We start from the raw sequence: 12809 nt of genomic DNA on the forward strand, positions 1-12809 counted from the left end.
TGTATAAATAAAAATACTTCACTTACCTGCACTACCGATTAAAAAATAACAATGGCCAGTGTCGGGGTATAAAACGCCAGAACAATATAAGAATCACACTCAAAGAATAAATAAGAACGTAAAAATAAAAAAAGAAACAACATCTAATATCCACAGGGTTTATTTTTCAGGAAACATTCACCACCATTCAGAAATATTAAAAACCGACTTTCCAAAAGAAATACCCATACGCCACCCCCACACATCCAGTACAACAGCCGCCTTCAGGAATAAAAAAGCCGCCCGGCAATAAGCTCAGGCGGCCATGTAACTCTATTGGTATGAGTTAGGGAGTCTCTTGTTCCAGATACCTTGCCAGTTGCTCAAAGTAGCGCTCTTGCTCAACCCAGGCACGGTGGGCTTCTTCATGAGTACACTGCATAAAATGCAGGGGTTCGCCAAGGCGTAACTGCGCCAGGTGATACCTGTCTGCTTCAATCACACAGGCGATACGCGGGTAGCCCCCTGTGGTTTGGGCGTCAGCCATCAGCACAATTGGCTGCCCATTTGGTGGCACCTGCACCACTCCAGGAATCAACCCGTGAGAGAGCAATTCCTGGTCAGATTCACGCTCCAGGCTGTTTCCCACCAGCCGGTACCCCATGCGGTTACTTTGTGCCGAGAGTTGCCAGCCATTACGCCAAAAATCCTGCCTGGCCGCCAGGGTAAAATCCGTATATTCAGGGCCAGGCAATGCCCGTACCCGATTATTCCACAGCAGTTGTTTAACGCCACGGGAACGCGTCACGACGCGTTCTGGCTCACCTGCCAGTAAGTTGTCTCCATCACGAACCAGCCGCCCGTCAAGCCCACCAAAACCGCCTTTAAGGTCGGTACTACGGGAACCCATAACATCAGGAACAGCAATGCCGCCACTGACGGCAAGATAACTGCGCATACCTCTCCTGGGCTGGCGTAACTGAAGCTGCTCACCGGGCTTTACTGGAAAACACCACCCCGTCCACATTGGTTTTCCCGCAAGCGTTGCTTCACACCCGGCTCCGGTCAGCGCTATCCAGCCAGGGGCGGTAAACTCAGCCACAAAATTGCCCAGAGTCACCTCCAGGCCAGCAGCGTATTGATCATTGCCAACCAGTAAGTTAGCTGTACGTAATGCAGGAAGATCCAGTGCACCGCACAGACTCACGCCCAGTTGCCGGAAGCCAGAGCGGCCGCCATCCTGAACAGAGGTATGTATCCCGGCATGGTGTATTTTCAACATACACCCTCCTTTTGCGGAATAAAACGCACGCGGTCACCCGGCATCAGTAACGCAGGTGGCTCGCGATGCGGGTCAAAGAGTACCAGAGACGTTCGGCCAATCAGGTTCCAGCCGCCAGGGGTTTCAAGAGGGTAAATCCCAGTGTGTTCACCACCGATTCCTACTGTGCCTGCAGGCACATTCAGCCGGGGCTCAGCTCTTCTCGGGATTGCCAGTTCATGAGGCAGTTCACCCAGGTAAGCAAACCCCGGCTGAAACCCCATAAAATACACCACATATTCCACGCTACTATGGCGCTCCACTACTTGTGAGGGAGTCATGCCACAATGGCGGGCGACTTCGCCGAGATCTGGCCCCTGTTGCCCACCATACACGACCGGGAAATCCACGCGCCTGGATTCAGGAGTCCAGGCTTCACTCTCTTCCCACCAGCGTTGTAACCGTTCAATAGCATCCAGCGCATTGCTGTTGGCAACACGCAGAATCACCGTGATATTGTTCATCCCTGCTATCGCTTCCAGAACCTCTGGCATTCCTTGCAGGCGCTGCATCAGTCCCCATATCCGTTGCTGGCTTTCCAGGCTTACTGGTGGCTCCAGAGATAAAACGACGCAATTCTCACCCAGTAAATAACACCGCGCTCGCTGCACTCCCGCCTCCTGTGGTACTGCTGACCCATGTATCAGAGAGAACTCATGCCGGGTTGTCTATATCCACAAACATCACATCCAGCCCATACTGCGCAGCTAACCATTCACCCAACGCTTTTATCCCATAACGTTCAGTTGCATGGTGCCCTGCGGCAAAGAAATGGATACCCTGTTCGCGGGCCGAGTGAATCGTCTGTTCAGACACTTCACCTGTAATAAATGCATCCACACCAAACTGGGCAGCACTATCAATGAAGCCTTGCCCACCACCTGTACACCAGGCGACACGCGTAATTTTTTCCGGGCCATTGTCACCACACCAAAGCGGTTTGCGGCCTAAGCGTGCTTCCAGCCAGGATGCGTACTCCGCCCCGGAAACCGGGATTGCGACTTCCCCCCAGGGCACCAGCGGTTCAATCACACCTTTTACAGTAATCCCCAGCAATTGAGCTAACTGGCTGTTATTTCCCAGCGCTTCATGAGCATCAAGGGGTAAATGCCAGCCATAAAGATTAATGTCATTAACCAGCAAGGTTTTCAATCGTTTCTGCTTCATACCCCGAATAACGGGCGATTCACCTTTCCAGAAATAACCATGATGAACAATCACCGCGTCAGCTCCCAGCCTTACTGCTTCGTCGAGTAGCGCCTGGCTTGCGGTAACCCCTGTGACAATCTTTTGCACTTCTGGCTGGCCTTCAACCTGTAATCCATTAGGGGCATAGTCATTAAAAGTTGCGGCATTCAACTTCTGATTAATTACTTGTTCCAGTTCAATATTATTCATTGTTCATCCTTCATTTTTTCTCTTGCGGCTTCCCAGGCAGCCAGCGTATGTAAACGTGCCGTTTTATGGTCCACAACCGGGCGGGGGTAATCAAGAGCAACACCCTGCTTATCTGCCCATTTCCACGGGTTATGAATTGCACTGGCAGGAACCAGACTGAGTTCCGGCAGCCACTGGCGAATGAAAGCCCCCTGAACATCAAAACGGGTACTTTGGGTTTCAGGGTTAAAAATACGAAAATACGGGGCTGCATCTGTTCCCGTGGAGGCGGCCCACTGCCAGCCACCGTTGTTGGCAGCAAAATCGCCATCCAGAAGCTGCTCCATAAACCAGCGTTCGCCCTCCCGCCAGTCAATCAGTAAATCTTTGGTGAGGAAGCTGGCGGTAATCATCCGTAACCGGTTATGCATCCAGCCAGTCGTGTTTAACTGCCGCATTGCGGCATCCACAATGGGGTAGCCGGTTTTTCCCTGCTGCCATGCAGCAAGTAATGCTTTGTCATGTGACCAGGTGACGTTATCCGTCCAGCCAATAAATGGCCGGTGCTGGCACAACGCAGGCCAGGCAACCAGTAAGTGGCGATAGAACTCACGCCAGATAAGCTCATTCAGCCACACAGCTGCGCCACCTTCGAGCTCCATGGCATGCGGGTGCTCCGCCAGCAATCGCTGAAAACACTGGCGTGGTGATAATGCACCTGTTGCCAGCCAGGGGGAAAGCATGCTGGTTCCATCCTGTGCCGGGAAATCACGCTGTTGCTGGTAATCCTGAACCTGCTGCTGGCAGAACGTACGCAGCTTTTGTAATGCCGCTTTTTCGCCAGGGGGAAATTGTGCTGTATCAACTGGTTGCAGTGGGTAATCAAACTCGACAGGTGTGTCATCACTGATTGCCGGACCACGCGCCCGAGGTGCAGGAACACACTGCGGTGGCATTTCACGCAGGCGGCGCAAGAATGCTTTGCTGAATGGCGTAAAGACACGAAACATCTCGTTATTGCCTGTCAGCACACTGCCTGGTGGTAGTAAAACGCTGTCATCAAACCCCTGGCATGTGACCTTACCAGACAGAAGCTGTTCAGCCTGCCCATCGCGGCGCCTTTCATTCAGTTCATATTGATAGTTATAAAACAAGTGCGACACACTTTGTGCTTCGCAGAAGGCCGCCAGTTTACTGACCGAATCAGCAAAATCAGCCGCACGAAGGTAATACAAAGGGATCCCTTTTTCTCCCAGGGAACGACGCAGCAAGACTACCTGCTCACGAATAAACCACGCCTGGCGTGCAGCCATACTATGGCTGCGCCATTGCACAGGGGTGGCGATAAACAGGGCGATAACCTTAGCATCATCCTTGTTGCATGCAGCAGCCAAAGCCAGGTTATCGGTAATACGTAAGTCCTGGCGAAACCAGACTAAATGGACAGTTTGTTGAGTGGGCATCATGAAGACACTTTGCCCCCAACAGTAAAGAACAGGCATGCCAGCAAAGGCCGCTGTTGCTCAAAATGCAAAGCGGGTACCGGCCGTAAGTGATGACTTAACCACAAGTGTCTGACTGGGGCTGGGCCTTTTTTTTCTCGCATATCCACTCCTTATCACTTTTACCTGTAAGTTTAGCCAGGTATTTTGGCACTGGGAATGGATATAAAAATGCCATGGAGAAAAACGCCATGGCAGGGAATATTAAAAGAATAATGAAGCGCGGTGGAATAAAACTCAGTAAAAGTCACCTGCAGCTGACTCTGCATGGGCCAGCCACACAGGTTTGTCACTGGTTTTCATCCATACGCGGTGCAGATAACTATAGAAACGTGCACGGTCTTTCCAGAACAACATCACCGGTAATGCTAACGTACCGATGATAATGACACCGGCCCTGCGCAGGAGAATGCGGTGCAGAGGCCAGGATTGGTATAGCGACATAATGTTCTCCCCCTTTTGGACCAGCTCAATGTGCTGGTAAGCAAAATAATGTTCTCTGCTGTAAATCATACCGGGCATGATGAAATTTTACCACTCATCCGACCACATAAATGGTGATTTTTTCACCTGAAATAGAGAATGCCCGTAATTTAGTTACATTAATGTTAATTTAATACTAAACATTAGTTAATTTATGGGTATATTTTTATACTTTTTTTACACCCTCACTGTTTTTTTTGCGAAATTTTTCCAGCCATTTGCTTACCGTAAGCCCCAATAACCTCATAACCGGAGTGAACGTGATGGGCTTTTCCCTGGTTGCCGGCATGGTGCTGGTCTTTCTGCTACTCGGCTATCTGATCTACGCCTTATTACATGCGGAGAAATTCTGATGAGTAATGGGACTCTGCTCATCGTCAGCTATCTGCTGGTGCTGATATTACTTGCCCGCCCACTGGGGCACGGCCTGCGTTATCTTATTGAAGGCACTCTGCCACACTGGATGCAACGCCCGGAACAGGGTATCTGGTTGATTACCGGGATAACGCAAAAAGAGATGGGATGGCGTGAATATTTAAGTGCCATTCTGATATTTAATCTGACGGGGATTGCCCTGTTATTTACTCTGCTCGTATTACAAAACTATTTGCCACTCAACCCACAGCATATCGCTGGAATGACATGGGACCTGGCACTCAATACTGCTATCAGTTTTGTCACCAATACCAACTGGCAGGCATACAGTGGCGAAACGTCGCTGAGTTATTTCAGCCAAATGGCGGGGTTAGGTGTACAAAACTTTTTGTCTGCCGCCACCGGTATTGCCGTTGCGTTCGCACTGATCCGCGGACTCACACGGCAGAACGCGCAAACACTGGGAAATGCCTGGGTCGACATCACCCGAATTACCCTGTGGGTACTACTGCCAATAGCGCTGGTGATGGCACTCTTTTTTATCCAACAGGGCGTACTGCAAAATTTTGCGCCGGCACAACCCTTTATCACCCTTGAAGGGCAACATCACCTGTTACCTGGGGGGCCAGTTGCTTCTCAGGAAGCGATTAAAATGCTGGGTACAAACGGCGGCGGGTTCTTTAATGCCAACTCGGCTCACCCCTTCGAAAACCCCACAGCCCTGACTAATTTCATACAAATGCTGGCTATTTTTTTACTGCCCGCCGCACTGTGTTTTGCATTTGGTGAAGTCGCACGAGATAACCGCCAGGGCCACACATTGTTGTGGGCGATGGGGCTTATTTTTGTCTTGTGTGCGGCTGTTGTTATGTGGGCCGAAACCCAGGGGAACCCACACCTTGCTGCACTTGGCGCCAACAGCACCGCCAATATGGAAGGCAAAGAAAGCCGCTTTGGCATTTTAGCCACCAGCCTGTTTGCCGTGATTACAACCGCAGCCTCTTGCGGCGCTGTCAATGGCATGCACGACTCATTTACGGCGCTGGGTGGCATGGTTCCTATGTGGTTAATCCAGTTGGGTGAAGTGGTTTTCGGCGGTGTCGGCTCAGGCCTGTACGGCATGATTTTGTTTGTGATCCTGGCGGTTTTTATTGCCGGTTTGATGATTGGGCGCACACCAGAATACTTAGGCAAGCGTATTACTCTTGCTGAAATGAAGTGGACAGCACTGGCTATTCTGGTTACGCCGGCACTGGTTTTACTGGGTACGGCACTGGCAACCCTTACCCCCTACGGACACGAGGCCATTCTGAACCCTGGCGCTCACGGTTTCAGCGAGGTGTTGTATGCCGTGTCTTCCGCTGCAAATAACAACGGCAGTGCCTTCGCGGGGTTAAATGCCAGCACACCATTCTGGAATCTGCTACTGGCATTTTGCATGTTTATTGGCCGCTTTGCCGTCATTGCCGCAGTCATGGGTATCGCAGGCTCTCTGGCCAGTAAACCTGCCCAAACAGCACAAAACGGCACGCTCTCCACCTGTGGACCTCTGTTTGTCGGTCTGCTGGTCGGCACGGTCATCCTGGTCGGTGCCCTTACGTTCGTTCCGGCACTGGCTCTTGGGCCGGTGGTGGACAGCTTAAACCCATTGTCTCATTAACGGAGCGCATAATGACACGTAAAACACAGGCTCTGTTCGACCCAACACTGGGCCGCCAGGCAATCATTGATTCCATACTCAAACTTAATCCTGCCAGGTTGTGGTACAACCCGGTGATGTTTGTGGTATGGGTCGGCAGTGTCCTGACGACATTGCTGGGCCTTGCCATGCTGGCAGGGATCACTCACGGAGAAACCGGTTTTACTCTTGCTATCAGTGTCTGGCTGTGGATAACGCTGCTGTTCGCGAATTTTGCGGAAGCCCTGGCTGAAGGCAGAAGTAAAGCGCAGGCAAGTGCCCTCAGAGGCGTCAAAAAGACCAGCCAGGCAAAACGCCTGCCTGAGCCACATTATGGTAGCCATCCAGAAACTGTTCCGGCAGAAACACTACGTAAAGGCGACATTGTACTGGTTGAGGCGGGTGACATTATTCCGTGTGATGGCGAAGTCGTGGAAGGTGGCGCCTCGGTAGATGAAAGCGCCATTACCGGTGAGTCTGCGCCAGTCATTCGTGAATCTGGTGGGGATTTTGCCTCAGTCACGGGCGGTACGCGTATCCTGTCTGACTGGCTGGTCATTCGCTGCAGCGTCAACCCTGGCGAAACATTTCTCGACCGAATGATAGCCATGGTAGAAAACGCCAGTCGCCAGAAGACCCCGAATGAGATAGCCCTTTCCGTGTTGCTCTCTGCTCTGACGATTATCTTTCTGCTGGCAACAGCCACACTCTGGCCTTTTACCGCCTGGCTGGGTCATGCTGTCAGCATTCCGGTACTGGTGGCACTACTGGTTTGCCTGATTCCCACCACTATAGGCGGCTTGCTATCAGCGATTGGTGTGGCAGGAATGAGCCGCATGCTCAGCGCCAATGTTATCGCCACCAGTGGCCGGGCGGTTGAAGCCGCAGGTGATGTTGATGTTTTACTGCTGGATAAAACCGGTACGATTACATTGGGTAATCGCCAGGCTGCCCGTTTTATGCCTGCACCAGGGGTTGACGAGCAACGCCTGGCCGATGCAGCTCAACTGGCATCACTGGCCGACGAAACACCGGAAGGCCGCAGCATCGTGGTGTTAGCGAAAAAACGCTTTAATTTACGCGAGCGGGATGTCAGCCAACTCAACGCGACTTTTGTGCCGTTCACCGCTCAGACCCGCATGAGCGGTATTAACCTGGAAAACCGCATTATTCGTAAGGGTTCCGTTGACGCCGTTCGCCGCCATATTGAGGCAAACAAAGGCCGTTTCCCGTCACAGACAGATAAACAAGTTGAAGAAGTCGCACGGTCAGGCGGTACACCACTGGTTGTCGCGGAAGGTGCTCAGGTATTAGGTGTTATTGAGCTGAAGGATATTGTGAAAGGCGGTATCAAGGCCCGTTTTGCTCAATTGCGCCAGATGGGAATTAAAACCGTGATGATAACCGGTGATAACCGGCTAACCGCTGCGGCAATTGCAGCTGAAGCGGGCGTGGACGATTTCCTGGCAGAAGCCACACCTGAAGCTAAACTGGCTCTGATCCGCCAGTATCAATCAGAAGGACGACTGGTTGCGATGACAGGTGACGGCACTAACGATGCCCCGGCGCTCGCCCAGGCGGATGTTGCAGTGGCAATGAATACCGGAACCCAGGCAGCAAAAGAAGCGGGCAACATGGTGGATCTGGATTCCAGCCCAACCAAACTGATAGAAGTTGTGCATATTGGCAAACAAATGCTGATGACCCGGGGTTCTCTCACCACTTTCAGTATTTCCAATGATGTTGCGAAATATTTTGCCATTATTCCGGCCGCGTTCGCGGCGAACTGGCCACAACTGAACGCGCTGAATATCATGCACCTGCACTCACCCAATTCAGCCATTCTCAGTGCGGTTATCTTCAATGCGTTAATCATTGTTTTCCTTATCCCGCTGGCCTTGCGTGGCACGCATTATAAACCCCTTGGCGCATCTGCCATGTTACGCCGTAATTTACTGATTTATGGACTGGGCGGGTTAATCGTACCCTTTATTGGTATCAAGCTTATCGACCTGCTGCTCAGTGCCACAGGCTTGTTTTGAGGTGAATATGTCTGCGTTACGTTCTGCTATTTCGCTGTTCCTTGTACTGACAGTACTGACTGGCGGTGCCTACCCACTTATTACCACAGTGCTTGGGCAATGGTGGTTTCCATGGCAGGCCATGGGTTCACGTATTGAAGTACAAGGGCAGGTTCGGGGCTCTGCACTGATAGGGCAGGAATTTACTCAGGCCGGGTATTTTCACGGGCGGCCTTCTGCTACTGCGGAGTTTCCTTATAACCCGATGGCCTCCGGCGGGAGTAATCTTGCAGTCGGTAACCCAATGTTAACACAAGAGTTAACCAGGCGAGCACAGTCACTCAGGCGCGATAACCCGCAATCCACAGGCCCTATTCCCGTCGCTTTACTGACCGCGTCGGGCAGCGGCCTTGACGGGCAACTTCCTCCTGAGGCTGCTTTGTGGCAAATTCCACGTATTGCTGCTGTGCGCCATATTCCGAAAAGTGTATTAACTACTCTGGTGGAACAGGCAACGCACTATCCAGTACCCGGTTTTATTGGTGAGCCTGTTGTGAATGTGTTATCGCTGAACCTGGCTCTGGCAAGTTACCCGGCGTCAAATTAATTAAGGAATATCCATGCACCAGGAACCACTGCGCCCTGACCCGGACCGCTTAATTGCACAAGTTAGTCTCCCAGAACGGGGCAAACTACGCATTTTCTTCGGCGCCTGTGCAGGCGTAGGTAAAACCTGGGCAATGTTGCAGGAAGCGCGCCGGTTGTATGAACAAGGGCTGGATGTGATTGTTGGTGTTGTGGAAACCCACGGGCGCGAAGAAACAGCCAGGCTCACAGAAGGCCTGGTTTTTCTGCCGCCCAGGCGGCATGGGCACAGAGGACGTGTGCTGGAAGAATTCGACCTGGACGGTGCACTGGCGCGCCACCCGGCCCTGGTACTGGTTGATGAGCTTGCCCACAGTAATGCGCCAGGCTCACGCCACCCCCGGCGCTGGCAGGATGTCGAAGAATTGCTGGATGCCGGTATTGATGTCTTCACTACACTGAATGTACAGCACCTGGAAAGCCTGAATGACATAGTTGGTGCAGTAACTGGTATTCAGGTGAGAGAAACCGTCCCCGACCCTATTTTTGATAATGCCAGTGATGTGGTTTTGGTTGATCTCCCGGCAGAAGATTTACGCCAGCGTTTACGTGAGGGCAAAGTTTATATTCCAGGACAGGCGGAGCGCGCCATTGAGCATTTTTTCCGTACTGGTAACCTGATAGCGCTTCGGGAACTGGCTTTACGCCGTACCGCCGACCGGGTAGATGGGCAAATGCAGGACTGGCGAGGGAGCCAGCAGCCAGGCAAAGTCTGGCACACCCGTGATGCTATTTTACTGTGTATTGGCACCCGTAGTGGTAATGAAAAACTGGTACGTACCGCCGCCAGAATGGCTGCCAGGATGGGGTGCTCCTGGCATGCGGTGTATGTCGAAACGCCACGCTTACACCGGCTGAATGAATCCAGGCGTAGAGCCATTCTCTCTGCACTGAGCCTGGCGCAAGAATTAGGCGCAACCACGGCAACACTCTCTGCCCCTCAGGAAATCAATGCCATCGTGCGTTATGCCCGGGAGCATAATCTGGGCAAGGTTGTCACTGGCCGCCGCCAGGGTAAACGCCTCTGGCCTGCACGTTCCTTTGCCGACAAACTGGCGCAGCATGGCCCTGACCTGGATCTTATTGTGGTCGCCATGGATGACCGCCCTGACCCTACCGGCAACATGCCCGATACACGCCGTTTTTTTGAAAAATGGCGTGTGCAGCTACTGGGGTGCGTTGTCGCGGCGCTATTTTGTTTTGTGATTACGCTCTTTGCCAGCCAGTGGTTACTGGGCCTGGACGCCGCCAACATGGTGATGATTTACCTGTTTGGTGTCGTCGTCGTCGCATTGTTATACGGGCGCGGCCCTTCAGTGTTCGCCACCGTAATCAACGTGGCCTGTTTTGACCTGTTTTTCATTGAGCCCCGAGGCACCCTTGCAGTATCCGATGTCCAGTACCTGCTCACTTTCTCTGTCATGATGGCCGTCGGGTTATTAATTGGCACCCTGACAGCAGGTGTGCGCTACCAGGCTCGCGTGGCCCGCCACCGGGAGCAGCGCACTCATTATCTGTATGAAATCTCGCGCGCCCTTGCAGTAACCCGTAACACGCAAGAAATAGCACTCACCAGCCAGCAGTTTATCCGCCAGAGTTTCCAGGCCGATGCACAATTATTACTCCCTGACAGCCAGGGGCAACTGCGGCCAGTCAGTGATAAAGCCGCACCTGTATGGTGGGATGACGCGATTGCTCGCTGGAGCTTTGATAACGGGCACCCTGCCGGTGCCGGTACCGACACACTGCCAGGCGTACTCTGGCAGATTCACCCGCTTCGCACGCAAGGGAAAACATTGGGGCTGATGGTTATCATGCCTGATAATTTGCGCCAGCTAATGATCCCCGAGCAAAAGCGTTTACTCGAAACAGCACTGCTGTTGGTTACCTCGGCGCTGGATCACCTGAATCTGATGGTCAGTGAAGAACAGGCGCGGGTTACCGGTGAGCGGGAACGCATTCGTAACACCCTACTGGCAGCACTTTCCCATGATTTGCGTACACCGTTAACCGTGCTGTTTGGCCAGGCAGAAATTTTAACTCTCGACCTGGCCTCTGAAGGTTCGCAACATGCTCCGCAGGCGAATGAAATTCGCCAGCAAGTGCTTAATACCACCCGGCTGGTGAATAACTTGCTGGATATGGCGCGGATCCAGTCTGGTGGGTTTAATTTGCACCGTGCCTGGATCCCTGTTGAAGAGTTAATTGGCGGAGCACTTCAGCAACTGGATCCAGTAACAGGTGGGCGCGAAATCCACCTTAACCTGCCCGACCCTTTACTGTTAATTCATATAGACGGAACATTGTTCGAACGTGTGCTGATTAATCTGCTGGAAAATGCCGTGAAATACGCAGGGCATCAGGCACAGGTTGGGATTGCTGTTCGCAGTGATGAATCCATCATTGACCTGGAAGTTTGGGATACCGGCCCCGGTATTCCTCCCGGCCAGGAGAGAACGATTTTTGAAAAATTTGCCCGCGGGGCCAAAGAATCAGCCATTCCTGGTGTCGGGTTGGGTCTGGCAATCTGCCAGGCGATTGTTGATGTCCATGGCGGTGAGATTTATGCTGAAAACCGTGCTGAAGGTGGTGCCAGTTTTCATATCCGCCTGCCCTACCTTCCCCCTCCGGGGCTCGATGAAACAGATGAGGTAATGTGACTACTATTGTTGTTGTCGAAGATGAACAGGCAATTCGCCGTTTTCTGCGCAATGCGCTGGAAGAAGATAGTGTGCGTATTTTCGAAGCGGAAACATTGCAACGCGGGCTCATTGAAACGGCGACACGTAAGCCTGACCTGGTTATTCTCGATCTTGGCTTGCCAGATGGCGACGGGCTGGATTTTATTCGCGATGTACGCCAGTGGAGCCAAATCCCCATTATTGTGCTTTCCGCACGCAGTGATGAGCAGGATAAAATCGCCGCGCTGGATGCCGGAGCAGATGACTACCTGAGTAAACCCTTTGGCATTGGTGAACTCCAGGCTCGTTTACGGGTAGCTCTGCGCCGCACCTCTGGAAATGAAGAGAACGTCAGCCTGTACACCTTTGGCGATATCCAGGTTGATCTCGCAGCACGGCGTATTTGCCGGAATGAAGCTGATATTCACCTGACACCAATTGAATTTCGCCTGCTGGCTGTATTATTGCGCCATCATGGAAAAGTACTGACGCAACGCCAGTTACTTAACCAGGTGTGGGGACCAAATGCTGTCGAGCACAGCCACTACCTGCGTATTTATATGGGGCATTTGCGCCAAAAACTGGAAACTGACCCCGCACGCCCACGCCATCTGTTAACTGAAACCGGTATCGGTTACCGTTTTATGCTGAATTAACCCAATACTGAACCAGCCATAAAAAAAGAGCGCCACTGGCGCTCTTTAAGTCTGATGACAAACCTCATGTCTGCACAGAACAAGAGGGTGC

Annotated in this window: 11 protein-coding genes; 6 read left to right on the plus strand and 5 right to left on the minus strand. The window is 52.2% G+C overall.

Annotated features, from left to right (window positions below):
• Positions 1-325: 325 nt before the first annotated feature.
• From pxpC to DES37_RS12275, 5 genes are all read right to left on the minus strand, one after another.
• Entirely contained in the window at positions 326-1261 is a 936-nt protein-coding gene (gene pxpC, locus DES37_RS12255) for a 5-oxoprolinase subunit PxpC (protein WP_110025972.1), read from the minus strand.
• Entirely contained in the window at positions 1255-1911 is a 657-nt protein-coding gene (gene pxpB / locus DES37_RS12260) for a 5-oxoprolinase subunit PxpB (RefSeq protein ID WP_036109390.1), read from the minus strand. Before pxpB ends, pxpC begins: the two co-directional genes overlap by 7 nt.
• 43 nt (positions 1912-1954) lie before the next feature.
• Positions 1955-2698: a type 2 GTP cyclohydrolase I gene (locus DES37_RS12265; protein WP_036109393.1), complete on the minus strand. Its 744-nt coding sequence runs from the start codon at positions 2696-2698 to the stop codon at positions 1955-1957.
• Positions 2695-4140 (minus strand): deoxyribodipyrimidine photo-lyase, encoded by a 1446-nt coding sequence (phrB, locus tag DES37_RS12270; RefSeq protein WP_110026217.1) that lies wholly within the window; start codon positions 4138-4140, stop codon positions 2695-2697. The genes DES37_RS12265 and phrB overlap by 4 nt, the downstream gene beginning before the upstream one ends.
• A 276-nt stretch (positions 4141-4416) precedes the next feature.
• Positions 4417-4623, minus strand: coding sequence for a YbfA family protein (locus tag DES37_RS12275; RefSeq protein ID WP_036110692.1), 207 nt, complete (start codon positions 4621-4623; stop codon positions 4417-4419).
• Between the two features lie 326 nt (positions 4624-4949).
• Here DES37_RS12275 and kdpF point away from each other — a divergent pair, with 326 nt between their 5' ends.
• From kdpF to kdpE, 6 genes are read left to right on the plus strand one after another with little or no spacing between them, the layout of a single operon-like run.
• Complete coding sequence (gene kdpF, locus DES37_RS26195) at positions 4950-5015, plus strand: K(+)-transporting ATPase subunit F (protein ID WP_369792620.1); 66 nt, start codon at positions 4950-4952, stop codon at positions 5013-5015.
• The gene (gene kdpA / locus DES37_RS12285) at positions 5015-6697 is read left to right on the plus strand and encodes a potassium-transporting ATPase subunit KdpA (RefSeq protein ID WP_425451712.1); all 1683 of its coding nucleotides are present in this window, start codon (positions 5015-5017) and stop codon (positions 6695-6697) included. The genes kdpF and kdpA overlap by 1 nt, the downstream gene beginning before the upstream one ends.
• Before the next feature lie 11 nt (positions 6698-6708).
• A complete protein-coding gene (kdpB, locus tag DES37_RS12290; protein ID WP_036109398.1) occupies positions 6709-8757 on the plus strand; it encodes a potassium-transporting ATPase subunit KdpB in 2049 nt (682 codons plus the stop codon).
• Between the two features lie 7 nt (positions 8758-8764).
• Positions 8765-9343 carry a potassium-transporting ATPase subunit KdpC gene (kdpC, locus tag DES37_RS12295; protein WP_036110695.1) on the plus strand — a complete coding sequence of 193 codons (579 nt, stop codon included), beginning with the start codon at positions 8765-8767 and terminating at the stop codon, positions 9341-9343.
• 13 nt (positions 9344-9356) lie between these two features.
• A complete protein-coding gene (gene kdpD / locus DES37_RS12300; protein ID WP_110025974.1) occupies positions 9357-12041 on the plus strand; it encodes a two-component system sensor histidine kinase KdpD in 2685 nt (894 codons plus the stop codon).
• Positions 12038-12718, plus strand: a complete 681-nt coding sequence (gene kdpE / locus DES37_RS12305) for a two-component system response regulator KdpE (RefSeq protein ID WP_036109402.1) — start codon at positions 12038-12040, stop codon at positions 12716-12718. The genes kdpD and kdpE overlap by 4 nt, the downstream gene beginning before the upstream one ends.
• Positions 12719-12809 lie beyond the last annotated feature (91 nt).

It is taken from the genome of Mangrovibacter plantisponsor, from assembly GCF_003182475.1.
Lineage (GTDB): Bacteria > Pseudomonadota > Gammaproteobacteria > Enterobacterales > Enterobacteriaceae > Mangrovibacter > Mangrovibacter plantisponsor.

What these genes read in the sequence shown, in the direction of transcription:
- pxpC (WP_110025972.1), bottom strand. Translation starts at nt 1,261, where the DNA reads ATGTTGAAAATACACCATGCCGGGATACATACCTCTGTTCAGGATGGC.
- DES37_RS12265 (WP_036109393.1), bottom strand. Translation starts at nt 2,698, where the DNA reads ATGAATAATATTGAACTGGAACAAGTAATTAATCAGAAGTTGAATGCC.
- phrB (WP_110026217.1), bottom strand. Translation starts at nt 4,140, where the DNA reads ATGCCCACTCAACAAACTGTCCATTTAGTCTGGTTTCGCCAGGACTTA.
- DES37_RS12275 (WP_036110692.1), bottom strand. Translation starts at nt 4,623, where the DNA reads ATGTCGCTATACCAATCCTGGCCTCTGCACCGCATTCTCCTGCGCAGG.
- kdpA (WP_425451712.1), top strand. Translation starts at nt 5,015, where the DNA reads ATGAGTAATGGGACTCTGCTCATCGTCAGCTATCTGCTGGTGCTGATA.
- kdpB (WP_036109398.1), top strand. Translation starts at nt 6,709, where the DNA reads ATGACACGTAAAACACAGGCTCTGTTCGACCCAACACTGGGCCGCCAG.
- kdpC (WP_036110695.1), top strand. Translation starts at nt 8,765, where the DNA reads ATGTCTGCGTTACGTTCTGCTATTTCGCTGTTCCTTGTACTGACAGTA.
- kdpD (WP_110025974.1), top strand. Translation starts at nt 9,357, where the DNA reads ATGCACCAGGAACCACTGCGCCCTGACCCGGACCGCTTAATTGCACAA.